Genomic DNA, 25,191 nt, shown 5'->3' on the forward strand with positions numbered 1-25,191 from the left:
GCGCGCTCCTCCCTGGGGCGTCCAAAAGGACGTGCGCCACGAAGCAAACCGCACTTCTCCGCTAGATCCAAAGGCTGCACCGGTGACCGTTGTCATTACCGTCGGATGGCGCATCGGTGCAGGTCAGAGGAGTGGGTGGGGAGGGCGGCCGAGGGGCCGGCGCAGGTCTTGCGGCGGCCCCTCGGCGATGCCTAGAGGGCGTCGGCGTACGTGGGAATGCATATCCCTGCGGACGACTGCATGGGGGATGACGCTGTGGCGGCCTCCATGCTGTGGGCAGACGATTGAGGTGTTGCCGCTGCGGGTGAGGCGACTGTTGTGGACACCGCCAGGACTGCGGCGATGCTGGCAAGGGTCACGGCCGCACGCCGTCGAGTTACGTTATTGAGCAATTGTATGTATCCGATGCGAGAACCTGATAGATCGTTTGCAGCACCGGACCCTGCCATGGTGATCGCCTAGGGGCAATGCCTATGATCGTAAAAACTGAGAAATTCTGATGCGGCGAACGATGCCATCAATCAGTGGCAGATTCCGCATCGAGATGCTGGGCCACCCGGGCGGCCTCACTCTCATCCAGACCACTGAACAATTCGAACGCCTGTCGCCACAGCGCCTGGGCGGCATCCCGGCTCCCCTCTCGGAGCCGCACCTCCGCCAGTACATCCGTCGCCCGCGCCTCTTCCTCCGGGAAGTGAATTCGGTGGGCGAGTGAAATCGCCGCGCAAAGGTGCTCCGCCGCGGCGGCGAGGCTGCCGAGTGCCGCCTCCGCGCTTCCCAGGCACCGCAGAGCGCGGGCTTCTTCCTGGGCGGCGCCGATGCTCCGGGCCAGGGACAGGGCCTGCTGATGGTGGGTGGCCGCCTCGGTGAACTGTCCGAGGCCGAAGTGGGCCGTACCCAGTCCGATCAGGGCATTGCCCTCATTCTTACGGTCGCCGAGCCGTCGGAAGGTGAACAGGCACTCCCTAAACATGTCCATGCCAGAGGCGACGTCGTGCCGGTCCGCCGAGGTGGAGAGCAGCCCGGCAAGGTTGGCCTGCACCGTGGCCACGTCGGATAGGCTCCCGACGTCCATGGAGAGGGCAAGAGAGGTTTCGTACGTCTGGCGAGCCAGCTTCACATTCCCCGCTTGCAGGTGCAGATCGCCCAGATTGTTGATGCACCTGGCGGAATTCCGCCGGTCACCGGCCTGCTGGAATGTGTCGATTGCCCGGGTGAAGTACTCCAGGGCCTCCTGGTGCTTTCCCAGGTACAGCAGGCTGATGGCGTAGTTGTTCTCGCAGCGAGCCTGGCCCCAGGTATTGCCCGAGCGCTCATGCACGGCGATGGCTTCCCGGTGCGCGGCGAGCGCCTCGTGATTCTGGCCGTGATTCCAGTGCAGGATGCCCAGTTTTCGCAGCGCGTCGGCTTCCGCGTCCGGGGCATTCGTCGTCCGTGCCAGTTCGAGCGCGTGACGGGCGGCCGCCATGGCCTCCGGATAGTGGCCGGTGTTCGTGCGGGTGGCGCTGAGGTCGAGCAGGGCCAGACACAGTGCGCGCTGGTCACCCGCCTGCTTCCAGTGATCGACGGCATGCCGTTGCATCCGGTCGGTGTCCACCCAATGGCATTCGGCGTCCAGGAACTCCGACAGGGCGTGACTCAGAAGTGCGGCCTGGCGGGGGACGCCGTGGGTGCGTGCATACCGTTCCACGGTGAGGAGGTTGGAGCGCTCAGTGGCGAGCCATTCCTTCGCTGCCTCGGCATTGCGCCAGGGCAGACGACTGCCGGCGCTACCGGCGGTGTTGTCGGAGCGCTGACGAGCCAACCGGGGCCGTTGCGGATAGACAAGGGCGTCAGCGGCCTCGGTGGCGGTCAAGTAATAGTCGATCAGACGCTGCACGGCCTGGTTACGGGTCGCCTCGTCGTCCTCCGAATGCGCCAACGCCCGTGCGTACTCTCCGAGCAGGTCGTGGAACCGGTACCGGTCGGGGCGGGGCTCCTGGAGCAAATGGCAGTACAGCAGGCTTTCGAGAAGCCGTTCCGTCTGCTGCCCGGGAAGGCCCATCAGCGCGGACGCCGCGTGCGGGCCGAACTCGGCGCCCAAATGGAGGGCGAGGCGGCGGAACGCGGACTGCTGGGCGGGAGTCAGCGTCAGGTAGGACATCTCGAAGGCGCGGGCCACCCCCGAGTATCCGTCGTACAGTTCCGCGAGCCGGCCGGGGCCCCGGGTGAGGCGTTCGCGGAGGTCGGCCAGGGACCAGGACGGGCGGGCGTTGAAACGGTTGGCGGCGATCTCGATGGCGAGCGGCAGATTTCCGCAGAGGCTCACGATCCGGGATATTCCGGTGGTGTCCTGGGTGCGTTCCTGACCGGAGAACGCACGGAAGAGGGCTACGGCGTCCTGCGGGGGGAGCACGTCGAGGGCGAGAGAGTGGGCACCGGGTAACCCCGCCAGATGGCGTCGGCTGGTGATGATGATGAGCGAGGGCGACAGGCCGGGAAGGAGCGGGCGTACCTGGTCGGTGTCCGCGGCGTCGTCGAGAATGATGACGGCTCTTTTGTGCGAGAGCAGCGTCCGCCACAGGTCCGTGCGTTCTTCGAGCGCGGCGGGAATGGAGTTCGCCGGAACTCCGAGCAGCCGCAGCAGAGTTGCCAGCGCGGTGGAGGCGCTCAACGGTTCCTGGACGCTGGCGTGGGTGCGCAGGTCGATGTAGAGCTGCCCGTCGGGGAAGTGGCGTCCCAGCGCGTTGGCGGCATTCACGGCCAGGGCCGTCTTGCCCACGCCGGCCATACCGGAAATCGCTTCCAAGGCCACGATGGAGGCGTAACCGTCCCCCTCCGTCCCGCTCGCGGCGGCGAGCACCGCGTGGAACCGCCGCATTTCCGTACGGCGGCCGACGAGAGCGGCCTGACGTGGCAGGTTGCGCGGGGCGTAAGCGGTGCGGAATGTGTCAGGGGCATGTTGCGGGCCGTCAAAAAGGACCTCGCGGGCCGGCACGCGCCGCAGAATTCTCCGGTGGATGCGGGCGAGTTCTTCGCTCGGGTCGGAGCCCAGTTCCGTACGGAGTTTACGGCGGGCTTCCTGGTAGATCCGTAAGGCGTCCGCGTGCCGGCCGCAGCCGTAGCAGGCCAGCATCCAATAGCCGAGGAGGGTTTCGTCGTCGGGGAACTGGCCGACCAGGGAGCTGAGAACACCGATCACCTCGCTGAAGCGCCCCAGGTGCAACTGCATGGCGATACGCGAGGTGGTGGCGCTGAGGCGCTGCTCGGTCAGGCTCGTCCGCATCCGCTCGGCCCACGACCCCGGCAGGCCCGCGAGGGGATCGCCGCGCCACAGGTCGTCCGCCTGGTGGAGCAGTGCGACCGCCCGGTCGTCGGCCCCGTCGTCCGACAGGCGCCGGGCCCTGGAGACGAGCTCCTGAAAGCGGTGCCAGTCAATGCGTTCGGGCAGAATTTCGAGGGTATAGGTGTGCGCATGGTGGGTGATCGCCGCAGCTTTCGGCGCGGCGGAACCGGCGGCGGCCATACGTATGGATTTGCGAATGCGCGACACATACGTGTGGACCGATTCGCGGGCTTTGCCCGGCGGTGTGCCGTCCCAAAGACGGTCGATCAATGCGTCCAGAGCGACGGGCCGGCCCGCGGACAGGGCCAGCGACGCGAGAACGCCACGCTCTTTGTCGGAGCCGAGGCCGACCCGGTGCGTGTCCGAGCCGAGGCAAATGGGGCCGAGGATGAAAATCTCCATCAGCGCCTCCCGTCATCGGCGCCCCATACCGGTTCCGCGAGCATGGCACTCAATGGTTGAAGTGACCAGTGGGCACCGGAGGTGGCAAGTGGGCACGGGCGGTTGACGGTGGGCACGGGCGGTGGCCGGTTCGGGCCCTGTGCCGGGCTTCGCGGCACCCGCCGTCCTTCCGGAGGTCTCCCGCCGCCCTTACCTGGGTAGAGCTGAGGTGATCGATGACGTACGTACCGGACGGGGGTGGGGGATGCGCCGGGATACGAACGCCATTGGCGGTTCGGCCAGGATTCACGGGACGAGTATCCAGGCGGGAGATGTCAGCGGCGGCATACACGTGCACGCGGTCCCCGCCTCGCCGCTTCCCGTTCCGCGTCAGCTTCTCTCCGTGCCGCCGCATTTCACCGACCGGGAAAACGATCTGTCGGCGCTGGCGGATCTCCACGGCCGTTTTCCCGAGCTGTCCACCCCGTTGATCGTCGTCAGCGGGCCCGCCGGAATCGGCAAGACCGCGCTGGTGTCCCGATGGCTGCGCGGGATGACCGGGAGATTTCCGGACGGCCAGTTGTACGCCGATCTCCGCGGACACTCGGAGACCGGACCGGCCGATCCGGGCGACGTCATGGGGCAATTCCTGCGTGCGCTGGGCGTCGTGCAGGTGCCGCACGGTCTGGACGAGCGAGCCGCGCTGTGGCGCTCGGTCACCGACGGCCTGCACGTATCGATCATGCTCGACAACGTCCTGTCCGCCGCCCAGGCGCGGCCGCTGCTGCCCGGCGGCCGGCACTGCCTCGTCGTCGTGACCAGCAGGTACCGGCTGACCGGACTGCGCGCCGACGGAGCGCTCCACCACGAACTGGGCCTGCTGGAGCAGGACGCCGCCGTCGAGATCCTCACTCTGGGCATCGGCGCCGAGCGCGTACGGCGTGAGGGCGGCGCGGTGCACCAGGTCGTGTCCCTGTGCGCCGGTCTGCCCTTGGCGGTGTGCCTGGCGTCCGCCCGGCTCGCTTCGCGCCCCCGGCAGCCGGTGCGCACCATGGCGGAAGCGTTGGCACAGGACCGAGGACGGCTGGCGGCGCTGGCCGTGGAGGGGGAGTTATCGGTGTACGCGGCGCTCGACGAGTCGTATGCGGTACTGACGCCCGAGGCGGCCCGGCTGTACCGGCGCCTCGCGCTGCTGCCGGCCCGGCAACTGGACTCGCGCCTCGCGGCGGTGGCCCTTCGTGTGCCTCTCGGGGAGGCGGAGCGGCTGCTGGACGTGCTGGTCGAGGCCAACCTGCTGGAGGACACCGGCCCGGACGCCTATCGCTTCCACGACCTGGTCCGCCTGCACGCCGAGGAACGCGGCCGGGCGGAAGAGTCGCCGGCGGCTCAGGAAGAAACGTCTCGTCGTGTGGGTGACTGGCACCTGCACACCGCGTCGGCGGCTCAGAAGCTGCTCTCCCCCATACAGTTCACCCTCAACCGTACCTATGTTCACGAACCGACCGTTTCCTGTCCCTTCGCGGACGAGAGCGGTGCGCTCACCTGGTTGGAGACCCGGCGCGCGGACCTGATGGCGACCGTACGCACCGCTGACGAGAAGCGGTGGGACACGCTGGCCTGGCAGCTCGTGGACGCGTTATGGCCCTTGTTCCACCGGCTGCGCCACTACGACCTCTGGATCGAAGCTCACGAGATCGGCCGCCGGGCGGCGCGCCGGGACGGAGACCGTACGGCGGAACGCCAGATGCTCAATTCCGGTGCCATAGGCCTCAACGCGGCCGGGCGCACCGACGACGCCATCGACTGGTTCACCCAGTCGTTGCGGGCCGCCCGCGAGGCCGGCGACACCCGCGACGAGGGCCAGGCGCTGCTCGGGATCGGCGCCGCGCACCGGGAGGCAGGGCGCTTCCAGGAAGCGGAGGTCCACCTTCACCGGGCCATCTCGACCTGGCAGACCGCCGGTTACGGGCGCGGCGTGGCACTGGCGCGGATCATACTGGGAGAAATCGCGCTGGAGGACGTGCAGGGAGAACGTTCCGGCGGTGCAGGCGGTGCAGGCGGTGCAGGCAGCGCAGGCGGTGCAGGCGGTCCGGCCGAGCGGGCGGCGGAACTCTTCGCGCAGGCGCACGAAGCGCTGGTCGCGCTGAACGACCCGTACGACGCCGCGCGGGCACTCGCCTTCTCCGGACGGGTGAGTGCGCTGACCGGTCCGTACGACACGGCGGCGGAGCGTCTCGGCGAGGCGCTGCGGTTCTTCGCATCCGCCGGGTCCGCCCACTGGCAGGCGCGGGTGTCGGAGATGCTGGGAACGTGCGCGCACGAGCACTCCCTCCCGGACACGGCACGTGAACACTGGGAGCGCGCCCGGAGCCTGTACGCGTTGCAGAGCCCTTCGGACGCCCGGCGCGTAGGGGATCTGCTGGCCGGCCTGAGTGGTGCGCGCAGACCGGTGGACCCAGCAGACCCCCGGGAGGAACGCCCTACGGACCCGTCAGAAAACTGACGTGACGCAGCCCGTCCAGGGTGTGCCCCGTGGAAAGCAGGCCGTGGAGGCACGACGCGGCCTGCGACCAACCCTCCGGTCCCGCCGTGCCCGAGCCCTCGGTGAGACGCAGCAGGCATTGGGTGCCGTCGCGGTCCGCCACGGCGCAGCTGCCGTCCAGAAGGGGCAAGGCCGCGAGCCGGCAGCCGACATGGCGGGCGAGCACGCGGTTGAGCCGGAGCCACGCTCCGCGCCGCTGCCGTGGTCGGCTGTGGACCAGGACGTCCGCGCAGTCGAGCCAGGGCCCTTCGGCGCAGGTGTCGGCGTCGACGGCGAAGTGGTCGTCGGTGCCGAGGAGGGGCGGTTGGGCGGTCGGTCCGGCGGGCCCGGCTGGTCCGGCTGGTCCGGCGGGCCCGGCTGGTCCGGCTGGTCCGGCTGGTCCGGCCAGTGTGGTCGGCCCGGTCGGCGGGGCCGGCCTGGGCGATCCGTCCGGCGGTCCGGTGCGGACGAGTACGGTGCGTACTCCGGTACGTGTGGCGACGGTGATGCCGGCCACGGGGGTGGGGCCCGTACCGAAGGCCCCGACGGGCGGCAGCCCGGAGACCACCTGTACGGAACGGTGCCACCGGCCAGCGGATGCCGGCAACGCGGTGGTGCCAATGGTTCCGGTGGTTCCGGTGGTTCCAGCGGTTCCAGGAGTCCCGGTGGTGCCGACCGTGCTCCACGTACTGATCATGCTGTTGCCTCCGTGTCCGTATCCGTACCCGTATCGGCACCGGTGTCCGACGCGCACCAGTTGTCCAGCCGCGGCGGCAGCGGCAGCCGGCGCGTGACCGCCGGGTGCGCGGGCTGCCCCAGGCCCAGGACCCGGTACATCAGCCGCCGCATGTTTCTGGTGAACCGCCCCGGTTCCGAGGTGATCCGGGACGCGATGGCCGCGTACTCCTCGCCCTGGTGCTCCGCGTACTCGGCGGCGGCGTACGCCAACTGGCTGGTGAGCGAATGGCCCGGGGACAGGGCGGGCGCGGTCCGGGCCAGGGCCGCGGCGGGCGACAACGGGTTGATCTCCCGCTCCGGCGAGGCGGCGAGGAGGATCGGGGCGCGGGTCAGTGTTCCGTACAGCGTCACCGACCCGTGATCCCCGATGATCCAGTCGGCCGCCACCAGGACGGCCCGCCAGTCCGCCTCGGGCGGTACGACGGCGATGCCGTACCGCCGGCACTGCGCCAGCCAGGCCCGTACCTGCCAGGCGCCGTGCCCCGACCAGACGTTGGGGTGGATCAGCAGCGCCACCCGCCGGCCCTTGCCGGACAGCTCGTTGATGAGGCGGGGGAGCAGCGCTTCGATCGACCCGAAGGACGACAGCGCGCCCCAGGTGGACACCACGGCGACGAGCTTCTGTCCCTTCCGCAGCCCGAGCGCCCGCCGGTAGGCGGGACGGCGGGGCAGGCTGGCCACGATGCGGTCGTGCACCGGGTCCCCGACCACGGAGGCCACGGGCAGGGCCTCCGGGCACAGTTGCGCCAGGCCGTGCAGGTCGTCCCGGTGGGGCAGGACCACGGCGGCGGGCAGGCACCGGCCGTCCGGGACGATGTCCGGGCGCCCGAGGCCGGCCACCCGGGCGTCCGTGCCCTCGATGATGCGCTTGAGGTAGTTGGCCCCGTGCGGCAGCGTGATCAGCGGCGCGCTGATCTCGCCCAGCCCCCGCGGCCCCGCGGCGAGCGCGAGGTCGTAGTCGAGCCGGGCGGCCTTCTCCCAGGGCAGCACCGCGCTGCCGAGCCGGTGGAGGAACGCGGCCACCCCGTCGCCGAACGGGTGCGGAGGGGCGGTGAACAGGACCTGGACCCGCAGGTCGGACTCCAGGAGCGAGAACACTTCCTGGAGGCGTTTGATGTACGTCACCGTGTGGGCGACGACGAGGACGCGTTTGCGGCCGGTGAGGGTCAGCCACTCACGTAACTGGTGTGGTGAATTCTTGTCGAAAGCGCTCAATGCCCCCATGACATCCCCCTGTCGGATCAAGCCGGCGTGTCCCGGGCCGGACACGGCGGCCGGTTGAGGAGGGGATGCCCACGGGGCGGGACGGAAGCCTTGACCGGTCCTTGAGAAAACCTTGCCCCGGTGGCCGGTGGAGGCGACGGGTCCGCGCGAGGGGCGCACGGGGCTGATGGGGTGCTGCGGCAGGTGTACTCCTTCATGTCCGTACGGGGGCGTCGCCACACCTGCACCACCGCTGCGCAGGCGCCTCAAACCGTGGTGAGGGGCCTGCGCAGTGGTGCTGAGGGGCCTGTCCTACCGAGGGGCGGGCGCAGGCGTCCGCCGACGGAACGGCCCACGCCTGCGTGGTACGCCGCCGCAGTACGGGTCGAGCGGTCTTGGCCCCGGCCGATTCCTCGGTTAGTGCCGGGCTCAGCGCGTTCTACGGGCGCGGGCCCGCAGCTCCTCGCACCCGTCTCCTCCGGGCCGTCCGCCGCTCGCCACCAGCCGCCCTTGCGCCGCTCGCTACCCCCTCACCCCTCGGCCGCCCTCACCGTTCCCGCCCCGTACACCGCAACGCGGCCGCCAGCCGCCGTGCCACGTCGGGTGCGCAGCGGCCCAGTTCCACCAGCGGCCGTGGTGCGTCGGCCGCCAGCGACGGGCCGTCCAGGCCCAGTGACGGCAGGGTGATGCCCACTCCGGCCAGCGCGGCCTGGAGTTCGTCCCGCGCTGCCTCCGCGTCCGTGATCTTCTCGCCCGCCGTTGCACGTTCCACTGTGTCCATGATCGCAGCGCCTTCCCTCGGTGCCCGGTTCGTGCGTCACCGAACAGCATCGCCCGGTGAAGTCACGATTACTAGGAGTAGCCAATTATGCGCCCGTGAAACGAATTCGGCGGGGGTTCCGCCGGCCCCGCCCGCCACGGTGCCCGCAGCCCGCCGGTGAGGGCCGTGCACACTGCCTCTTACTCTGGAAACGCACCGACCGGGTTGTCTGCTCCCGGTTGACTTTCCGCGTCCACCGGACCCCGTCGTGCCGCCCCGTACGGCGGCCGACCCGAAGCCATGAGGTAACCGGCAGTGAGCCCCGCCCCGCCGCCCGCAGTGCCCGCGCCGGACACTCCCGAACCGTCGCCCGCGGCCCCCGCGCCACGCGTCCCCGGCCCCGCCCGTGTCACCGTCGTCGGGATCGGCGCGGACGGCTGGGACGGGCTGCCGGCCGCCTCGCGGGAGGTGCTGCGGGGCGCGGGGGCGCTCGTCGGGGGCGTACGGCAGCTCGCCCTGTTGCCCGCGGAGTGCGCGGGCGCGCGGATTGCGTGGCCGTCGCCGCTGCGGCCCGCCGTACCGGGGCTGCTCGCCGCGCACGCCGGACGCGAGGTGTGCGTCCTGGCCAGTGGCGACCCGATGTTCTACGGCATCGGGCGGACGCTCACCGAGGTGCTCGCCGAGGCGGGCGCCGCGCCGCCGCGCGTGCTGCCGCACCCGTCCTCCGTCTCGTACGCGTGCGCCCGGCTCGGCTGGCCCGTCGAGGACACCGAGGTCGTCACCGTCGTCGGCCGTCCCCTCGCGGGCCTGGCGGCCGCCCTGCACGACGGCCGCCGGCTGCTCGTCCTCTCCGCGGGCGCCGAGACCCCCGCCCAGGTCGCCGGGTTGCTGCGGGAGCGCGGTTTCGGCCCGACCCGGATGCGCGTACTGGAACAGCTCGGCGGCCCGCGCGAACGGCAGGCCGAGGGCACGGCCGCGGACTGGCCGGCCCCGCCCGCCGCGGACGGCACCGACCCCCTCAACGTCATCGCCCTGGACTGTGCCCGCGCCCCGGAAGCCCTCCGGCTCTCCGCCGCCCCCGGCCTGCCGGACGACGCGTACGAGCACGACGGCCAGCTGACCAAGCGCCACGTACGCGCCGCCACCCTCGCCGCGCTGGCCCCCGCCCCCGGCGAACTGCTGTGGGACATCGGCGGCGGCTCCGGCTCCATCGGCATCGAGTGGATGCGTACGCACCGCACCTGCCGCGCCGTCGCCGTCGAGCGGAACGCCGTACGGGCCGGACGCATCACCCGCAACGCGGACACGCTCGGCGTACCGGCCCTGCGCGTGGTCACCGGCCCCGCGCCCGAAGCGCTCGCCGATCTCCCCGCCCCGCACGCCGTGTTCATCGGCGGCGGCCTCACTGCGCCCGGCCTCCTGGAGGCGTGCTGGGCGGCGCTGCCGCCGGGCGGCCGGCTGGTCGCCAACACCGTCACGCTGGAGTCCGAGGCGCTGCTCGCCGACTGGTACCGGCGGTACGGCGGCGACCTCGTACGGCTCGCGGTCGCGCACGCCGTACCGGTGGGCGGCTTCACCGGCTGGCGGCAGGCGATGCCGGTCACGCAGTGGTCGGTGACGAAGCCCGCGGCCTCCGAGCCTCCGGCCCCCGACGCTCCCGCCACCCCTTCCACCGCCCCCTCTGCCCCAGGAGACGCACAGTGACCGTCCACTTCATCGGCGCCGGACCGGGCGCGGCCGACCTGATCACGCTGCGCGGCGCCCGCCTCCTGGCCCGCTGCGAGGTCTGCCTGTACGCGGGCAGCCTGGTGCCGCGCGAACTGCTGGACGAGTGCCCGCCCGACGCCCGCCTGGTCGACACCGCGAACCTGGACCTCGACCAGATCACCGCCGAGCTGGTCCGCGCCCACGAGGCCGGCCAGGACGTCGCCCGGCTGCACTCCGGCGACCCGTCCGTCTTCAGCGCCGTGGCCGAGCAGATGCGCCGCCTGGACGCGGCGGGCGTGCCGTACGAGGTCGTCCCCGGCGTCCCGGCGTTCGCGGCCGCCGCGGCCGCCCTCAAGCGCGAGCTGACCGTCCCCACCGTCGGCCAGACCGTCATCCTCACCCGCATCGCCCAGCAGGCCACCCCCATGCCCGAGGGCGAGGACCTGGCCACCCTGGGCCGCAGCGGCGCCCTCCTGGTCCTGCACCTCGCGGCCCGTTACGTGGACCGGGTCGTCGGCGAACTCCTGCCGCACTACGGCGCCGACTGCCCCGCCGCGGTCGTCGCGATGGCCTCCCGTCCCGACGAGCTGGTGCTGCGCGGCACCCTCGCCGACATCGCGGACCAGGTGAAGGCGGCGGGCGTGGTCCGTACGGCGGTCATCATGGTCGGCCGCACGCTGGGCGCCTCGCAGTTCCGCGACAGCCACCTGTACTCGACGGAGCGGGAGCGGGGCTGCGCGGCGGAGACCGGCCAACTCCGCGCCGCGCAGGCCGAATAAGCGATATCCGGTTGCTCGGCCACGGCGGACCCAGCAGGATCGGCCGGATGAACGCGATGCCGCAGCCCGGGTCCGCCGAAGCCCTGTCCGGGTCCGCCGAAGCCCTGTCCGGGTCCGCTCAGCCCCTGCCCGGTCCCGTCGAAGCCTTGCTCGTCGTCGACGTGCAGTCGGCCTTCTTCGCGGGCGAGGACGCGGCACCGCACGCGGCGGCCGTCCAGGCGCGCGCCGAGGATCTGGTCGCCCGGGCGCGGGCCGCCGGGGCGCTGATCGTCCACATCCAGAACGACGGCGCGCCCGGTATGTCCGACGAGACGGGCACCCCGGGCTGGGAGCTGCACCTGTCCGTCGAGCCCGGCCCGCGCGAGGTCGTGATCCGCAAGACCCAGGACGACGGCTTCCACGAAACCTCGCTGGGCGAGCTGCTCACCGAGTCCGGCGTACGGTCCCTCGTCGTCTGCGGCGTGATGTCCGAGATGTGCGTACTGGCGACCGCGCGGTCGGCCCTGGAGCGCGAGTACCGCGTCGTCCTGCCGCACGACGCGCACGGCACCTACGACGTGCCGCCCGCGCCGGGTGAGACGGAGGGCGTCCCGGCGGCGATGGCCTCGCGGGTCGCGGAGTGGGCTCTCGGCGACGAGGTCGAAATCGTCGCGTACGCGAAGGACGTACCGTTCCAGGCGCCGCCGGGGCCGGAGGCGGAGTGACGGAACGCGTCACTCAGGGGCGCACGGCCGCCCCTGTCACGCCTCTCCGCGCGGCCCTCTGGGCGCCGCCCGCCCCACCACGTTCCCCGCCCGGTCGATGCAGATCACATCCACCGCGACCGGCGCGCCCCGCAGGACCGCCAGCGCCTCGTCGCGGGCCGTCCTGGCGACCAGATCACCGAGCGGCACGCCGCGCGCCGCGCACAACTGGAGCGCGGCCAGCCCCGTATTGGCCACCGCGACCTCACCCGCCAGCTCCGCGTCCGCCCCGCCCTGCCGCGCCAGTTCCGCCAAGAACCCCTTGTCCACCTGCGACCGCGCCGAGTGCAGGTCCAGATGCCCCGCCGCCAGCTTCGACAGCTTCGCGAACCCGCCGCAAACGGTCAGCCTGGGCACGGGATGCCGCCGTACGTACTTCAGCACCGCGCCCGCGAAGTCGCCCATGTCCAGCAGCGCGTCCTCGGGCAGGCCGTGTTCGGCGACGACGACCTTCTCCGAGGTCGAACCGGTGCACCCGGCCACATGCGTACGTCCCGCCGCACGCGCCACATCCACCCCCCGCCGGATCGAGTCGATCCACGCCGAGCACGAGTACGGCACCACGATCCCGGTCGTTCCCAGGATCGACAGCCCTCCCAAGATCCCCAGCCGCGGATTCCACGTACTCCGCGCGATCTCCGCACCGTGATCGACCGACAGCTCGACCTCGACGTCCCCGCCGTCCCCGTACCGCCGTGCGACCTCCGCGACGTGCTCCCGCATCATCTGCCGCGGTACGGGATTGACCGCCGGCTCGCCCACGTCCAGCGGCAGCCCGGGGCGGGTGACCGTACCCACCCCGGGACCGGCCTTGAACACCACGCCGCTGCCCGCCGGGAGCCTGCGCACCGTCGCCCGGACCAGCGCACCGTGCGTGACGTCGGGATCGTCCCCCGCGTCTTTCACGACGGCTGCCATGGCCGTGGCGCGGTCCTCGGGCATCTCCTCGGCGGCGAGCGCGAACGCGGGCGTCTGCCCCTTCGGCAGGGTGATCGTCACCGGGTCCGGGAAGTCCCCGGTCAGCAGCGCCGTGTACGCGGCGGTCGTCGCCGCCGTCGCACAGGCCCCGGTCGTCCAGCCGTGCCGCAGCCCGGTGTGCGCGAGCTGCGCCGTACGGCCGCCGGTGGCCGTGCCCGTGCCGGTACCGGTGCCGGCCGCGCTCCCGTCCGTACGGCCGCCGGTGGCGCCTGCCGTACCGTTCGTGTCCGTACCTGCCTCACCCATGGAGAAGACCGCCCGCCATGAGCGTCCCCGCCGGAGCCGTACGCGTTCCCCACGTCCTGATCCTCGGCGGCACGACCGAGGCCCGCCGGCTGGCCGCAGACCTGGTGGACCGGCACCCCGACTGGCGCGTCACCTCGTCCCTGGCCGGCCGGGTGGCCGCGCCCCGGCTCCCGGCCGGAGAAGTCCGCATCGGCGGATTCGGAGGCCCGGACGGCCTCGCACACTGGCTGCGCGAGCACGCGGTGGACGCGCTCATCGACGCCACCCATCCCTTCGCCGGCACGATCAGTTTCAACGCGGCGCAGGCGGCCGCCACCGCCCATGTTCCCCTGCTCGCCCTCCGCAGGCCCGGCTGGGTCCCCGGCCCGGACGACGACTGGCACCCGGTCGCCTCCCTGGAAGAGGCCGCCGCCACCCTCCCCGCCCTCGGCCACCGCGTCTTCCTCACCACCGGCCGCATGGGCCTCGCCACCTTCGCCCACCTCACCGACCTCTGGTTCCTCGTCCGCTCCGTGGACGCCCCCGAGCCCCCTTTCCCCCCTCGTACGGAGGTGCTCCTGGACCGGGGCCCCTTCACCCTCGAAGGCGAACGCGCCCTCCTCCGCGACCACCGCATCGACGTCCTGGTGACGAAGGACAGCGGCGCGACGGCCACCGCCCCGAAGCTGGCGGCGGCCCGGGAGGCGGGGGTGCCGGTGGTGGTCGTACAGAGGCCGGGGGTCCCGGGCGGCGTACCGGTCGCCGAGACTCCGGATCAGGCGGTCGACTGGCTGCTGGCGCTGTGACCGCGTAGCGCCCGGTGCCGCTCGCAGCCGGGCCGTCCGCCGGCCCCCGCCCCCGTTCCGATGAGCAGAGCACACACGACGTCCTCCGGAAACTCCGGCCCGAGGCCGGAGTGGCCGAAGAGTGCCCGGAACACGATGGGCGCGGCGAACAGGTCCAGCACGAGGTCGACGTCGAGGCCGGGCCGGAGGTCGCCGCGTTCCTGTCCCTTGCGCAGGGACAGGACGCACGCTTCCCGGCGCGGCTGCCAGAACTCGGTGAGGAAGCGTTCCCGCAGCTCCGGATCGTCCGCGAGATCGGCCACCAGCCCAGGAAGAACATGGCCGAAGGCCGGATCGTCCATCGCGACCCGGAGCGCTTCGAGATGCCCGACGAGGTCGCAGTGGGTGCATCCGGTGTCGATCTCCACGACCCCGATCCGATCCCGCGCCATGGCCTCGACGACCAAGTGCTTCTGACTCGCCCAGCGCCGGCGGATGGCGGGTTTGGTGGTTCCCGCCCGCTGCGCGATGGCTTCCATCGTCAGGGCCGGATAGCCGACTTCCCGTACGAGCTCGGTCACCGCGGCCAGTACGGCGTGGTCGATCCGCTCGTCCCGCCTGCGCGCCATCGAACTCTCCCGGGAACCGCACGCCCATCCTGTCGACCGGCAACCCTACCGGGGACGCGAACCCTACCGGGGACGCAGTACGACCTTGCCGAACGCCTTACCGTCCGCCACCCGCCGAAGCGCGGCGGCGGCCTCGGCGAGCGGGAAGACCTGGTCCACCACAGCCGAGACACGGCCTTCCCCCAGCAGCGTCACCACCCTCTCCCAAGAGCCTCGAAGCTCCTCCGGAGCCACCGAATCGAGGCTGAACGCGTGCAGCGACGGCGACTTGTGGAAGTCATGCAGCAGCGGCGCGAAAGCCTCCACCGGGGGAAAACCACCGACGGCGCCGCAGAGGACGTAACGCCCGTTGGGCCGCAGGAGTTCGAGATGCTTTCCCACATCCGGGCCGGCGACCGTGTCCACCACGACGTCGAATTCCGCGTCGGGAACGGCGGACCGGGTCCGGTCGACGACGTGCGCGGCGCCCAGGCCCCTCAGGCGCTCGCCACGTGCCGAGGACGAGGTGACGGCGGTGACCTCGGCTCCCCGGGCCCGCGCGAACTGCGTGGCGAGCACCCCGATCCCGCCTCCGGCACCACGGACGAGCACCCGCTCCCCGGCTGCCGCCCCCACCCGCCGGAGCGCGAGCTCGGCGACCAGCGCGTTGACACCCAGCGCGACCACATCGGCCGCGTCAACCCCCTGAGGGCTCGTGAACACCAGCTCCGCCTCGGCCACAACCCGCTCGGCAAACCCCCCGAACCCCGGCAACACGGCCAGCACCCGCCGTCCGACCAGCCCTCCCTCCACATCCCGCCCGACCGCGACCACACGCCCGACGACCTCCAGCCCCGCAGGCCCCACCCCGGAGAACTTCGCGTACTGGCCTCGCAGCGCCATGACGTCCACATAGCCGACGCCTGCGGCTTCGATGTCGATGAGGACCTGGGTGGGGGTGGGGGACGGCTCCGGGGCGTCGGCCATGGCGGGTTCTCCGGACGACGTGGCGATCACGGCTTTCACTTGAGGCTCCCTCATGGAGATGAATAACGTTCCGTTTCGACTCGGAACGTTAATCGCCGGGATGGTGAGCGTCAAGGGCTCGCCGGGGAGTCGTCCGCCTGTCGAACCGCCGGGCCGTACCGGCGGTTCGACAGGGCAAGTGCCGTCTCACCGGGGCCGGGACGCGCTCCACCGGTTGACCTTCCTGACGCGCGCGGCCAAGGGTGACGAGCGGGCGGGCGATGTCGCCGGCGAGGGAGGCGGCGTCCAGGCTCAGGTTGGGCGGTTTGACGCCGACGGTGGTGAGGGCGGTACGGAGTTCGTCGTACAGAGGCCGGACGTCCCGGCCGGCGTACCGGTGGCGCTCACGCCGGAAGAGGCCGCCACGTGGCTGCGCGACCTGCTCGGCTGACCTGCGAAGGCCAGCCCCACGGGGTGGTACGTCAGTGTCCAGCGTCGGCGGGCGGCCATGGCGGTGCCCAGCCGTGCAGGGTGAGCGGTCCCGCGTTGGTGAGATAGCCGTACAGGCCGGCGGCCGGGTACTCGATGATGTTCTCGGGCAGGTCCTGCACGTCGAAGAACCGCAGATCGAGACACTTGTCGGGCTCGCGGTTGGTGGGTTCACCCTCCCAACGGGTGGCCAGGAAGAAGAAGCCGATACGTTCCGTGCCGGGGACTTGCTGGTGGTGGACAACGTGGACCTGGCGCAGGTCGTCCGGGTGGGCGGTGATGCCGGTCTCTTCGAAGAGTTCGCGGGCTGCCCCGGCGGTGAGGGGTTCGCCGGCGTCGAGCTTTCCCGAGGGCAGGTGCCAGCGGCCGTAGCCGTAGGAACTGCCGCGTTGGGACAGGAGGATCTTGTCGCCGTCGCGCAAGATCACGTGGGTGTCGACGATGGGGGCTGCTGTGGACATGGAGTCACCGTGTGCTCGTCGGGGCCGTTGTGGCGTCCGACGCTAGTGTCCCGCGATGCCATGGTGGCAGCGATTCGGGCAGCGGTCTCCGTGGGAGTGAGGGTGCTGGTGTCGAGGATGAGGACTTGAACGCTCAGGCGTTCGAGGGTGCGGGCGGCGTCGCGGTAGAGCGCGATCTCCCGTCCGGGCGTGTCCGAATCTTCTTCGAAGCGGTGGTGGGCGCCGCGGCGGGCCAGGCGGGTAGCGATGACCTCGGGTGGTGCGGTCAGGAGGACGGCGAGGTCGGGCAGCCGGATGTCGGTGTTGAGGGCGAGCAGAAAAGGTTCGGGGACGTCGTCGAGTCGCTGGAGGACGAGGGTGGAGGCCAGGTAGCGGTCGCACACGACGATGTCACCGGCGGCCAGGTGGGGCTGTATCTCGGTGTGCAGGTGGTGGTACCGGTCGGCGGCGACCAGGCAGGCCAGGGCGCGGCCGCGGATGCGGTCGGCGTGGGCGCGGGTGAACCGGCCGAGTGCGCTGTGGGAGGGCTCGGTGGTGGTGTGCACTGTCGCGCACCGGCGGCGCAGGTGTTCGGTCAGGGCGGCGTCGGCGCGGTGCAACGTTGATGCGGCCGGTGGCGTCCCACACGTAGTGCTCGCCGATGCGGTGCGCGGTGGGGGCTGCGGTCATGGTGGGGCTCCGGTGTGCCGGGGCGGCCAGTGGGTGCGGGCGGGGTGCGAGGGCGCGGAGCTAGCGCAGGGTGAGGAGATGGTCGTCCAGTTCCGCCACGAAGTGTTCGCCGTGCCAGGGGCGGAGTGCGTGGCGGGCGTTGCGCAGCCGGAGGGTGGGGACTCGGCCGCCGGTGGCGGTCACTTCGTCGGCGCAGGTGTGCAGGAGAGCGGTGCCTGCAACCGGGTCGCCGCACTGAATACGTGCGAGTGCCTGGTCGCTGGTGATGATGGTGCGCTGCAGGCGGTCGCGGGGATGAGACAGGGACGCTGCCGCGGTGGCGAAGAGGGTCTCGGCTGTTGCGGCGCCCCCGGTGTAGAGCGCGCAGAGGCCCTCGAAACCACGGAGGTGTTCGGGGGAGAACGGCAGGCCCGACAGGCCGCCCTCGGGTCCACCGTTGATGTCGTGCTGGGCCAGGGAGAGCGCGGTCAGTGCCACGCGCCGGTCACCGGAGCGGGCGGCGATCTCCGAGTGCAGGGCGTGGGCGCGGCCGCGTACGGCGGGGGCGTCTCCCGTGCGCGCGTCGCGGATGGCGGCTTCGACGAGTAGGCGGGCGGCGTCGGTGCCGGGCGTGGAGTAGAGCGTGACAAGGGCGTGGCTCATGTGCGCGATCGCGCGGTGCCAGGTGGGAAGACATTCAGTGGCTTCGGTGGCCGCGGTGTAGAGGGCGTGTGATGTGGCGTCGTCGTGGGTCTCGAAGGCGATGCGGCCGGCGAGGGTGAAGGCCCGGGCTGCGACGGTACGAACGGCGGGGAGCAGCGGGGGCGGCAGGTCGCTGGTGAGTAGGCGGTGGCACGTCTCGACGACGGGGGAGAGCAGCAGTTGGAGACGTACGAAGGGGAGGGCGCCCACGTGTCGGTCCACGTGGTCGACCGCGGCGTTCAGGTCGTCGGGCAGGGAAGCGTCGATGCCGGCAGGGTCTTCGAGGGCTTCGGCGATGGTGGCTTGGGAGTGCGGGCCGAGAAGAGCGAGCAGTCCGCCGTTGCCGACGGTCACCGTACGGGTGATCAGCAAGCGCAGTTCGTCCAGTTGGTGTTCGCTCTCGCCGTAGTGCGCCAGTGCGACGAGGAGTTCGGCGAAATCGCTTCCGGGCCCGAGGTGCGGGGTACCGCCATGGCGCGCATAGACGTGTGCCAGGAGGAGTTGATAGTGGTGGCTGGGGCGAATGGGCGAGGTGGCGCTCTCCCAGCGGGCCACGCTGCGCTGTACGCCGGCCGTGGAAGCAGCCAGGGGGACGCCCAGCGCTGAGGCGATGTGGTCGAGAGCCCGGGCGAGGCCGGCCAGGGACCACCCACGGGACGTGCGCAAGCGCTTCAGCGTCCGGGCGCCAAGGGCGGTGTCAGGCGCGTTCATGGGCCCATGATGTCCGTACGGTGCCTCAAATCGGCACGATGAGACGGGGTCTGCCCAGCGAAGCCGTATAGTTGAGAGTTTGCCAGGTGCCGGTCGGGCTGGTTGCCTCGTCCGAGGCTGCCAGGGGGAATCCGATGGTGAGTTCGCTTCGGTCCACCATCCAGCGGTTACGTGCGTGATACGCGGTGCGGTGAAGCCTGGGAGACCGCAATTCCATGATGTCGGTGATACGGCTCCGGCATTGCTCAACGGCCGTGCGGGCCGCGTCCGGTTGGTGCGCGACGGTTGTCGGCACCACCACAGTGATGGCGGATCGACTGTTGGCCGCCAACCACATCAGTGCCAGGGAATCGATGCCTTCGGCACCGCCGAGGAAAAAGTGTGCCCGGGGGCCGGCAAACGGCGCGAGGTAGGAGCCGAATGCCGTCTCGTACCACTGGACCGGATGGTGGCCGGTGGAGCGCGTACCGGTGAGGGCAATGGACTCAGGCATGATCAACTCCGTGTCACAGGTTGTCGTCTGCCGCGCCCGCCGAAGCGGAGCTGGAATCGGTGCATGGACACAAAAGCATCGTCGGCGTGCGGCACGGCCGACTGCAACGAGAACACCCGGATCGGTACGGCGCGAACGGGCCCGCCGCTCGCCTTCGTCTACGACCGCAGCGCGACAAGGTCGCACAGCCTCCTGGACCTGCGCCTCGACGGATGTCAGAACTACGCCGCCCGGTGGGGCTGGGAGGTGGCCGGTACGTGGGTCGACTTCGGCGACCACGCCATCGGCGTCCAGCGACCGCGCTTCCACGACCTGCTCGACGCCATGCGGCCGCAGGCGGAACGGCGGAAGGTGATCTGCCTGGTCCACAACTGGGGGCGGCTGGCCCAGGACGACGAGGTGCGTCTGCATCAGCAGCAGTTGGTCGCGCAGTCGGGTGGCTGCACGGCGACGACTTTTGACGAGTCGGACGAACGGCGGCGTGCAGTCCTGTCCGGCGTGGGCTGCTGGTAGGGGCGGAGACACATGGAAAGGACGTACATGGAGAACCCTGCTCGCGCGCTGCTGCCCACAGCGGAATTCCTGGCCGTGCGCGACACCATCGCCACTGGGAATCGCGGGATGCCCCGGCTCACGGCGGAGCGCATCCTCGTACAGGCATTGGCATTCGTTGCCACGGCTGCTCGCTACCGGGGCGCGGACATTGCGCCGTCCCGCGTCGTCGACGAGGGCTGGCACGCGCTGATCCTGCACACGAAATCCTATGCCGCGCTGTGTGACCGGCTCGGCGGATTCGTCCACCACTACCCGCAGCCGCCGGACCCGCGGCGCCAGCCGCAAACGGTCATCGACCGCACAACAGCCCTTATGGGAGAGGCCGGATTTGTGGTCGACGGGGAATTGTGGCGTACGCCTGCCCAAGAACTCGTGGCGGTGGCCGCCGACTGCGGGCACACGCCGCCCGGCGGCTGCGGGCCGATCGGGCCGTCTCCGCGGCCCGGCCCCATGCCCAGGAAACCGGGACAGTCGCTGCGCGGGACCGATCGTCAGGAGGTGACGCGTGGAGTGGATCGACCCGCGCTATGAACAGGTCGTCGCGGACCTGCGGGCCCGGCAGCGTGCCGAGGCGGAAGAAGGCCGGGTGCCCCGGCCACTGAGGGGGTTCGTCGTCCCCCTGCGGGAGAGCGGTGACGAGGACTGAAGGAGCGGGTGGCAGGGCCCGGGAGCGGGCCCGGCCATCGCGACTTGTGGTCCTGGCCCGGCTTAGTCCCCTTGCCGCGTCAACGTGAATACATGGCACTCCTCCGGGTCTCCGACCCTGGTGTAGAGGACCGGTTGGTTCTTCTCCTCGCCGATCCGCAGGGTGTGGATGGTGGTGCGTTCCAGGTCAGCGTCCAGGCGGTCGAAGGTGAGGGTGAGGGTGGTGTGGTCGGTGGCGAGGGACCAGTTGCCCTTGCCGGAGAGGCCGCCTTCGAGGGGGGCGTCGTTGACGGTCTGGTCGAGGGTGGTGTTCTTCGGCCAGCCGAGGGTGTTGAAGGTCTGGCCCAGTCTGCCGCCGAGGTCGCTGAGCTTGAGGTCGCCCTTCAGGGAGGACCAGGAGCCGTGGAGGTCCGTGGCGCGGTAGCGCGACGAGGGGGCCGGGCCGCAGCGTTCGTTCTCGGTGGCGCAGCCGGTGGCCGTGGCTGCTAGCAGGAGTGCCGTGGTCGTGGCGACGGCGGTGCGTAAGTGTGGGTGCTTGCTGGTGGATCTGCCGGTCATGTGGTGCTGTCCCCGTTTGTGTGCCCCGTTGAGCGGTCCGCCGGGTTGGCGGGGCCGCGCCGAGGTTAGGTGATCGGCGGGCTGGGTGGTCCGGGGGTGGCTGGATTCGGCTGCTGGATGGGGATTGTTTGGCGGGTGGTCGACCGGAGGGAGCGGGGAGAACGGGGCGGCCGGGACGGGCGGGCCGGGGTGTTTGCCGGGCCCGCCCGTCGCGCGGGCTCCTACTTTTCCGGGTACCGCCGTGGCGTCCACACCGTGTCCCGGTCGGCGTCCCCGCGTCGTACCGACTCCGTCTGGGAGGAACCGATGAGGAGGATGGTGCGCATGTCGACCTCCTCGGGGGCCAGGTCGGCCAGGGGGACGACGCGTACGGACTCCGTCGGGCCGCCGACGTCGCGGGCCATGACCACCGGGGTGTCGGGGGCGCGGTGCTCCAGGAGGAGTTCGCGGGCCTTGGCGACCTGCCAGGTGCGGGTGCGGGAGCCGGGGTTGTAGAGGGCCATTGCCAGGTCGGCGGAGGCGGCCGCGTGGAGGCGGTCGGCGATGACTTCCCAGGGCTTGAGACGGTCGGAGAGGGAAATGACCGCGTAGTCGTGGCCGAGGGGGGCACCGGCGCGGGCGGCGGCCGCGTTCGCCGCGGTGACGCCGGGGAGGACCTGGACGGGGACGGATCGGTAGGCGGGTTGAGCGGCTACTTCGAGGACGGCCGTGGCCATCGCGAAGACGCCGGGGTCGCCGCCGGAGACGACCGCGACCCGGCGGCCGCGGCGGGCCAGGTCCAGGGCGAGTTCGGCGCGCTCGGACTCGACCTTGTTGTCGGAGGCGTGGCGCTCCTGGCCGGGGCGTACGGGGACGCGGTCCAGGTAGGTGGTGTAGCCGACGAGGTCGGTGGCGGAGGCGAGGGCGCCGCGGGATTCCGGGGTGAGCCACAGGGGGCCTGCCGGGCCGGTGCCGACGACCACGACCGAGCCCGTGACGGGCGCCGGGGGCGGGGTGGCGATGCGGCTGGGGACGACGGCGACGGAGAAGTAGGGGACGGAAGCCGGGCCCACGTCCGCCAACCGCGCTGTCCGTTCGCCGGGCATCGTGGCGCGTTCGACGTAGTCGGCCTCCGGGAGACGGCCGGAGTCGGTCATGGCCTGGTGCACGGAGGGGAAGGTGCGGCCCAGCTTCATGACGACGGCGGCGTCGGTGGCGGCCAGACGGGCGGTCAGTTCCTCGGTGGGGAGGGTGCCGGGGAGGATGGTGAGGACCTCGTCCGCTTCGCAGAGAGGTTTGCCGAGGCGGGCCGCGGCGGCGCTCACGGAGGTGACGCCGGGGATGACCTCGGTCTCGTAACGGTCGGCCAGGCGCTGGTGCATGTGCTGGTACGAGCCGTAGAAGAGGGGGTCGCCCTCGGCGAGTACGGCGACCGTGCGGCCCGCGTCGAGGTGGGCGGCGAGCCGGGCGGCGGCTTCGGTGTAGAAGTCGTTGAGGGCGCCCCGGTAGCCGTCGGGGTGGTCGGTCGTCTCGGTGGTGATCGGGTAGACCAGGGGTTCTTCGTGGTGGTCCGGGCGGATGTGGCGCTCGGCGATGGAGCGGGCGATCGAGCGGCCGTGCCGGGCGCTGTGGTACGCGATCACGTCGGCGGAGGAGATGACCTCGACGGCGCGCAGGGTCATCAGGTTCGGGTCGCCGGGGCCGAGGCCGACCCCGTAGAGGCGGCCCGGGGCAGGGGCGGAGGACTGCTCGGCCGGGCGGCCTGCGGTGTGCTGCTCGGTCACTCTTCCACGCTCGCTATCGCGTTGATCGCTGCCGCGGCCATGGCGCTGCCGCCGCGCCGGCCCCGTACCACCAGGTGTTCCAGGCCCGCGGGGTGCTGGGCCAGCGCGTCCTTGGACTCGGCCGCGCCGATGAAGCCGACCGGGATGCCGATGACGGCGGCCGGGCGGGGCGCGCCCTCCTCGATCATCTCCAGGAGGCGGAAGAGGGCGGTGGGGGCGTTGCCGACGGCGACCACCGCGCCGTCCATGCGGTCGCGCCACAGTTCGAGGGCGGCGGCGCTGCGGGTGGTGCCCATCCGCTTGGCCAGGCCCGGTACGGACGGGTCGGCGAGGGTGCAGAGCACCTCGTTGTCCGCGGGCAGCCGCTTGCGGGTGACGCCGCTGGCGACCATGTTGGCGTCGCACAGGATGGGGGCGCCGTCCCGCAGGGCCTGGCTCGCGCGGGCGACGACCTTCGGGGAGTACGCCAGGTCGCGTACGAGGTCGGTCATGCCGCATGCGTGGATCATGCGGACGGCGACCCGGCTGACGTCGTCGGGCAGGTCCGCGAGGTCCGCCTCGGCGCGGATGGTGGCGAAGGACTGGCGGTAGATCTCCGCGCCGTCCTTCTCGTAGTCGAACTCGCTCACTGTGTTTCGTTGCCCTCGGTCATGTCATCGGTCAGGTCAGGTGTGCGGGTGGCCGTCATGGCGTGGTGCGGCCGGCCGCGCGGGCCGACGCGACGGCGTCGGCGAGGCGGCCGGGTTCGGTCAGGGGGACGGTCGCCGTGGCGGGTGCCGGGTGCCGGGTGCCCCGTACGGACACCTCGTAGGCGTCGCCGGTGGCGACGACATCGACCCATGCGCCGTGCGGGTGGCCGCAGCGGCGGGCGCAGCCCGACCAGTGGACGGGGAGGAGGCCGGGGTCCGGCCGGCGGGGGCCGGTGCCGTCCGCACGCGGGCCGGTGGTTTCCCCGCGTGCGTCCGTGCCGTCCGTACGCAGGCCGGTCACGGCGTCCGTCCGTACGTCGGACAGGGACTTGGCGCAGCCGGGGCGGCCGGTGCAGGCGCCGAGCCCGTACCAGGGGGAGGCCGGGTCGGTGACCAGGCCGGCCGTGGCCAGTTCGCGCAGCCGGGGTCCGGCCGCCTCGGGGGAGAGGCCGGGCAGGACCACGCCGCGCCAGGGTGTCATACGGAGTTCGCCGTGGCCGTCCTGGGCCGCCACGTCGGCCAGCCGCCGTAGCTGGGCGGTGGTGAGGCGGCCGAGGGGGGCGAGGACGGAGAGGGCGGCCCGGGTGCCGTCGGGGGTGGTGAGGGCGCCGGGGCGGGGCGGGCGGGGCGCGGCGGGCGCCGGGGCCGCGGCGGTCGTCCCGTACGGCTGCGGGAGCTGGGTACGGAGGAGGGCGCGTACGGCGGCGGCGTCGTGTCCGGGCGGGAGTTCCCGGACGCGCCAGGAGCCGTTGCCGGCCTCGCGGGCGACGGAGAGAAACGCTTCTGCGGCGATGCGGGCCGCGCGGGGGGCCGCGCTGGCGGGGAGACGCAGGGCCTCGGGCTCGTCGCCGACGCGCAGCAGCGCCGTGCCGCCGGGTTCTGCGACCAACGTCACATCGCCGCCGAGCGCGGCCACGTCACCGCGGCCGTCGTCCAGCGCGAAGAGGAAGCGGCCGGAGAGGGCGGGGGTCACGTCGCTCGCGCACAGCAGGCGGTCCAGCTCACGGGCCCACTCCTGGACGGGGGCGCCGCCGTCGGCGCCCTGCCCGTCCAGGCCCGCGAGCGGTGAGGCGACGATGTTGCGGATGCGTTCGTGCTGGTCGGAGGGGAGAAGACCGGCGTCGCGGAGCAGGCCGGCGAGCGGTGCGGCGCAGGCGTCGCCCAGGCCGCGCAGCTCCACGTTGCCGCGGGAGGTGAGGGAGAGGTGGCCGTCGCCGAGGCGGTCCGCGGCGTCGGCGAGGGCACGGGCCTGAGGCGGCGTCAGGAGCCCGGCCGGGAGCCGGAGCCGGGCCAGGGAGCCGTCGGCGGCGGAGTGCAGCCGCAGCGCTCCGGGGCAGGCGTCCCCGCGGTCCCGTACGAGGGCGTCTCCGGGGCTCTGTGCATGGGCGTCCGCTCGGTCCTGTACCTGGGTGCCCTCAGGGCCTCGTACGGCGTCCCCGCCGTCCCGTCCGGCGTCTCCACGGTCCGGTGCGCAGGCGGCACCGCTGTCCCGTACGAGGGATTCGTCCCGGTGCGGGGGTATCGCGGGGGTGGGCGGCATGGCGGCGAGCATACCGACGATGGTCTGTACGGTCTCCCGCCCGCCGTTCGATCGCAGCCTCTACTATGCAGGTCGGTGGGTCAGCTGGCCCACCGGACGCCAGCGACGGCGCCAAGGGAGGAAGCCCGGTGGAAACCCGGCGCGGTCCCGCCACTGTGAGCCCGGCCACCGCCGGGCGAGCCAGGAACTCCCGCCGTCCGTGAACCGCCCGGGGCGCG

General features: G+C 72.0%; 24 protein-coding genes and 1 riboswitch. Of the genes, 9 read left to right on the forward strand and 15 right to left on the reverse strand.

From position 1 onward, the window contains the following. Positions 1–517: 517 nt before the first annotated feature. Positions 518–3,727: an AfsR/SARP family transcriptional regulator gene (locus OEIGOIKO_RS21390; protein WP_174857196.1), complete on the reverse strand. Its 3,210-nt coding sequence runs from the start codon at positions 3,725–3,727 to the stop codon at positions 518–520. Between the two features lie 382 nt (positions 3,728–4,109). Here OEIGOIKO_RS21390 and OEIGOIKO_RS21395 point away from each other — a divergent pair, with 382 nt between their 5' ends. Then, positions 4,110–6,209, forward strand: coding sequence for a tetratricopeptide repeat protein (locus OEIGOIKO_RS21395; RefSeq protein WP_125055400.1), 2,100 nt, complete (start codon positions 4,110–4,112; stop codon positions 6,207–6,209). On the opposite strand, the gene OEIGOIKO_RS42150 is transcribed toward OEIGOIKO_RS21395, so the two are convergent. The 3 genes from OEIGOIKO_RS42150 to OEIGOIKO_RS21410 all read right to left on the reverse strand — a co-directional run bounded on the left by OEIGOIKO_RS42150 (position 6,187) and on the right by OEIGOIKO_RS21410 (position 8,949). Then, the gene (locus OEIGOIKO_RS42150; protein WP_174857197.1) at positions 6,187–6,924 is read right to left on the reverse strand and encodes a hypothetical protein; all 738 of its coding nucleotides are present in this window, start codon (positions 6,922–6,924) and stop codon (positions 6,187–6,189) included. The two genes, OEIGOIKO_RS21395 and OEIGOIKO_RS42150, sit on opposite strands and share 23 nt — an antisense overlap. After that, the gene (locus OEIGOIKO_RS21405) at positions 6,921–8,189 is read right to left on the reverse strand and encodes a hypothetical protein (RefSeq protein ID WP_246177465.1); all 1,269 of its coding nucleotides are present in this window, start codon (positions 8,187–8,189) and stop codon (positions 6,921–6,923) included. Before OEIGOIKO_RS21405 ends, OEIGOIKO_RS42150 begins: the two co-directional genes overlap by 4 nt. A gap of 526 nt (positions 8,190–8,715) precedes the next feature. Next, positions 8,716–8,949, reverse strand: coding sequence for a hypothetical protein (locus OEIGOIKO_RS21410; protein ID WP_125055401.1), 234 nt, complete (start codon positions 8,947–8,949; stop codon positions 8,716–8,718). A gap of 294 nt (positions 8,950–9,243) precedes the next feature. Here OEIGOIKO_RS21410 and cbiE point away from each other — a divergent pair, with 294 nt between their 5' ends. Genes cbiE through OEIGOIKO_RS21425 form a run of 3 tightly spaced genes read left to right on the forward strand, consistent with a single transcriptional unit; the run spans position 9,244 to position 12,118 of the window. Then, positions 9,244–10,632, forward strand: a complete 1,389-nt coding sequence (gene cbiE, locus OEIGOIKO_RS21415; RefSeq protein ID WP_125055402.1) for a precorrin-6y C5,15-methyltransferase (decarboxylating) subunit CbiE — start codon at positions 9,244–9,246, stop codon at positions 10,630–10,632. Next, a complete protein-coding gene (gene cobM / locus OEIGOIKO_RS21420; RefSeq protein ID WP_125055403.1) occupies positions 10,629–11,414 on the forward strand; it encodes a precorrin-4 C(11)-methyltransferase in 786 nt (261 codons plus the stop codon). Before cbiE ends, cobM begins: the two co-directional genes overlap by 4 nt. A gap of 47 nt (positions 11,415–11,461) precedes the next feature. Continuing rightward, positions 11,462–12,118 carry a cysteine hydrolase family protein gene (locus OEIGOIKO_RS21425; RefSeq protein ID WP_307721239.1) on the forward strand — a complete coding sequence of 219 codons (657 nt, stop codon included), beginning with the start codon at positions 11,462–11,464 and terminating at the stop codon, positions 12,116–12,118. A 36-nt stretch (positions 12,119–12,154) separates the two neighbouring features. Here OEIGOIKO_RS21425 and OEIGOIKO_RS21430 read toward each other — a convergent pair whose 3' ends face one another. Next, on the reverse strand, positions 12,155–13,381 hold the full coding sequence (locus OEIGOIKO_RS21430) for a cobalt-precorrin-5B (C(1))-methyltransferase (protein ID WP_246177466.1): 1,227 nt from the start codon (positions 13,379–13,381) through the stop codon (positions 12,155–12,157). Positions 13,382–13,398: 17 nt separating this feature from the next. On the opposite strand from OEIGOIKO_RS21430, the gene OEIGOIKO_RS21435 reads away from it, so the two are divergent. Continuing rightward, on the forward strand, positions 13,399–14,166 hold the full coding sequence (locus OEIGOIKO_RS21435) for a cobalt-precorrin-6A reductase (RefSeq protein ID WP_125055404.1): 768 nt from the start codon (positions 13,399–13,401) through the stop codon (positions 14,164–14,166). On the opposite strand, the gene OEIGOIKO_RS21440 is transcribed toward OEIGOIKO_RS21435, so the two are convergent. Together OEIGOIKO_RS21440 and OEIGOIKO_RS21445 are read right to left on the reverse strand one after the other, a co-directional pair. Then, positions 14,136–14,774: a TetR/AcrR family transcriptional regulator gene (locus OEIGOIKO_RS21440; protein ID WP_125055405.1), complete on the reverse strand. Its 639-nt coding sequence runs from the start codon at positions 14,772–14,774 to the stop codon at positions 14,136–14,138. The two genes, OEIGOIKO_RS21435 and OEIGOIKO_RS21440, sit on opposite strands and share 31 nt — an antisense overlap. 63 nt (positions 14,775–14,837) lie before the next feature. Beyond that, positions 14,838–15,779 carry a quinone oxidoreductase family protein gene (locus tag OEIGOIKO_RS21445; RefSeq protein WP_170251791.1) on the reverse strand — a complete coding sequence of 314 codons (942 nt, stop codon included), beginning with the start codon at positions 15,777–15,779 and terminating at the stop codon, positions 14,838–14,840. Between the two features lie 175 nt (positions 15,780–15,954). Between OEIGOIKO_RS21445 and OEIGOIKO_RS21450 the strand changes: the two genes are divergently transcribed. Next, positions 15,955–16,170: a hypothetical protein gene (locus OEIGOIKO_RS21450; protein ID WP_125055407.1), complete on the forward strand. Its 216-nt coding sequence runs from the start codon at positions 15,955–15,957 to the stop codon at positions 16,168–16,170. Positions 16,171–16,201: 31 nt separating this feature from the next. On the opposite strand, the gene OEIGOIKO_RS21455 is transcribed toward OEIGOIKO_RS21450, so the two are convergent. The 4 genes from OEIGOIKO_RS21455 to OEIGOIKO_RS21470 all read right to left on the reverse strand — a co-directional run bounded on the left by OEIGOIKO_RS21455 (position 16,202) and on the right by OEIGOIKO_RS21470 (position 19,223). Beyond that, entirely contained in the window at positions 16,202–16,669 is a 468-nt protein-coding gene (locus tag OEIGOIKO_RS21455) for an NUDIX hydrolase (RefSeq protein ID WP_125055408.1), read from the reverse strand. Then, positions 16,633–17,268 carry a dTMP kinase gene (locus OEIGOIKO_RS21460; protein ID WP_125055409.1) on the reverse strand — a complete coding sequence of 212 codons (636 nt, stop codon included), beginning with the start codon at positions 17,266–17,268 and terminating at the stop codon, positions 16,633–16,635. The genes OEIGOIKO_RS21455 and OEIGOIKO_RS21460 overlap by 37 nt, the downstream gene beginning before the upstream one ends. A 130-nt stretch (positions 17,269–17,398) precedes the next feature. Further along, positions 17,399–18,730, reverse strand: coding sequence for a hypothetical protein (locus OEIGOIKO_RS21465; protein ID WP_174857198.1), 1,332 nt, complete (start codon positions 18,728–18,730; stop codon positions 17,399–17,401). Between the two features lie 25 nt (positions 18,731–18,755). Then, positions 18,756–19,223 carry a hypothetical protein gene (locus OEIGOIKO_RS21470; protein WP_125055410.1) on the reverse strand — a complete coding sequence of 156 codons (468 nt, stop codon included), beginning with the start codon at positions 19,221–19,223 and terminating at the stop codon, positions 18,756–18,758. Positions 19,224–19,286: 63 nt separating this feature from the next. On the opposite strand from OEIGOIKO_RS21470, the gene OEIGOIKO_RS21475 reads away from it, so the two are divergent. Genes OEIGOIKO_RS21475 through OEIGOIKO_RS41700 form a run of 3 tightly spaced genes read left to right on the forward strand, consistent with a single transcriptional unit; the run spans position 19,287 to position 20,424 of the window. After that, positions 19,287–19,736, forward strand: a complete 450-nt coding sequence (locus tag OEIGOIKO_RS21475) for a hypothetical protein (protein ID WP_246177467.1) — start codon at positions 19,287–19,289, stop codon at positions 19,734–19,736. Positions 19,737–19,763: 27 nt separating this feature from the next. Then, positions 19,764–20,309 carry a glycine-rich domain-containing protein gene (locus OEIGOIKO_RS21480; protein WP_174857199.1) on the forward strand — a complete coding sequence of 182 codons (546 nt, stop codon included), beginning with the start codon at positions 19,764–19,766 and terminating at the stop codon, positions 20,307–20,309. Beyond that, a complete protein-coding gene (locus tag OEIGOIKO_RS41700; RefSeq protein WP_170251792.1) occupies positions 20,284–20,424 on the forward strand; it encodes a hypothetical protein in 141 nt (46 codons plus the stop codon). Before OEIGOIKO_RS21480 ends, OEIGOIKO_RS41700 begins: the two co-directional genes overlap by 26 nt. 62 nt (positions 20,425–20,486) lie before the next feature. On the opposite strand, the gene OEIGOIKO_RS21485 is transcribed toward OEIGOIKO_RS41700, so the two are convergent. From OEIGOIKO_RS21485 to cobG, 4 genes are all read right to left on the reverse strand, one after another. After that, positions 20,487–20,981 (reverse strand): hypothetical protein, encoded by a 495-nt coding sequence (locus tag OEIGOIKO_RS21485; RefSeq protein WP_125055411.1) that lies wholly within the window; start codon positions 20,979–20,981, stop codon positions 20,487–20,489. Between the two features lie 221 nt (positions 20,982–21,202). After that, the gene (locus tag OEIGOIKO_RS21490; protein WP_125055412.1) at positions 21,203–22,744 is read right to left on the reverse strand and encodes a precorrin-2 C(20)-methyltransferase; all 1,542 of its coding nucleotides are present in this window, start codon (positions 22,742–22,744) and stop codon (positions 21,203–21,205) included. Next, positions 22,741–23,373: a precorrin-8X methylmutase gene (locus tag OEIGOIKO_RS21495; RefSeq protein ID WP_125055413.1), complete on the reverse strand. Its 633-nt coding sequence runs from the start codon at positions 23,371–23,373 to the stop codon at positions 22,741–22,743. Before OEIGOIKO_RS21495 ends, OEIGOIKO_RS21490 begins: the two co-directional genes overlap by 4 nt. 55 nt (positions 23,374–23,428) lie before the next feature. Continuing rightward, positions 23,429–24,973: a precorrin-3B synthase gene (gene cobG, locus OEIGOIKO_RS21500; protein ID WP_246177468.1), complete on the reverse strand. Its 1,545-nt coding sequence runs from the start codon at positions 24,971–24,973 to the stop codon at positions 23,429–23,431. A 117-nt stretch (positions 24,974–25,090) separates the two neighbouring features. Then, a riboswitch (cobalamin riboswitch) is annotated at positions 25,091–25,163 on the forward strand. Positions 25,164–25,191: the final 28 nt, after the last annotated feature.

It is taken from the genome of Streptomyces paromomycinus (assembly GCF_003865155.1).
Lineage (GTDB): Bacteria > Actinomycetota > Actinomycetes > Streptomycetales > Streptomycetaceae > Streptomyces > Streptomyces chrestomyceticus.

What these genes read in the sequence shown, in the direction of transcription:
- OEIGOIKO_RS21390 (WP_174857196.1), bottom strand. Translation starts at nt 3,727, where the DNA reads ATGGAGATTTTCATCCTCGGCCCCATTTGCCTCGGCTCGGACACGCAC.
- OEIGOIKO_RS42150 (WP_174857197.1), bottom strand. Translation starts at nt 6,924, where the DNA reads ATGATCAGTACGTGGAGCACGGTCGGCACCACCGGGACTCCTGGAACC.
- OEIGOIKO_RS21405 (WP_246177465.1), bottom strand. Translation starts at nt 8,189, where the DNA reads ATGGGGGCATTGAGCGCTTTCGACAAGAATTCACCACACCAGTTACGT.
- OEIGOIKO_RS21410 (WP_125055401.1), bottom strand. Translation starts at nt 8,949, where the DNA reads ATGGACACAGTGGAACGTGCAACGGCGGGCGAGAAGATCACGGACGCG.
- OEIGOIKO_RS21425 (WP_307721239.1), top strand. Translation starts at nt 11,462, where the DNA reads ATGAACGCGATGCCGCAGCCCGGGTCCGCCGAAGCCCTGTCCGGGTCC.
- OEIGOIKO_RS21430 (WP_246177466.1), bottom strand. Translation starts at nt 13,381, where the DNA reads ATGGGTGAGGCAGGTACGGACACGAACGGTACGGCAGGCGCCACCGGC.
- OEIGOIKO_RS21435 (WP_125055404.1), top strand. Translation starts at nt 13,399, where the DNA reads ATGAGCGTCCCCGCCGGAGCCGTACGCGTTCCCCACGTCCTGATCCTC.
- OEIGOIKO_RS21440 (WP_125055405.1), bottom strand. Translation starts at nt 14,774, where the DNA reads ATGGCGCGCAGGCGGGACGAGCGGATCGACCACGCCGTACTGGCCGCG.
- OEIGOIKO_RS21455 (WP_125055408.1), bottom strand. Translation starts at nt 16,669, where the DNA reads ATGTCCACAGCAGCCCCCATCGTCGACACCCACGTGATCTTGCGCGAC.
- OEIGOIKO_RS21465 (WP_174857198.1), bottom strand. Translation starts at nt 18,730, where the DNA reads ATGAACGCGCCTGACACCGCCCTTGGCGCCCGGACGCTGAAGCGCTTG.
- OEIGOIKO_RS21470 (WP_125055410.1), bottom strand. Translation starts at nt 19,223, where the DNA reads ATGCCTGAGTCCATTGCCCTCACCGGTACGCGCTCCACCGGCCACCAT.
- OEIGOIKO_RS21475 (WP_246177467.1), top strand. Translation starts at nt 19,287, where the DNA reads ATGGACACAAAAGCATCGTCGGCGTGCGGCACGGCCGACTGCAACGAG.
- OEIGOIKO_RS21480 (WP_174857199.1), top strand. Translation starts at nt 19,764, where the DNA reads ATGGAGAACCCTGCTCGCGCGCTGCTGCCCACAGCGGAATTCCTGGCC.
- OEIGOIKO_RS21485 (WP_125055411.1), bottom strand. Translation starts at nt 20,981, where the DNA reads ATGACCGGCAGATCCACCAGCAAGCACCCACACTTACGCACCGCCGTC.
- cobG (WP_246177468.1), bottom strand. Translation starts at nt 24,973, where the DNA reads ATGCCGCCCACCCCCGCGATACCCCCGCACCGGGACGAATCCCTCGTA.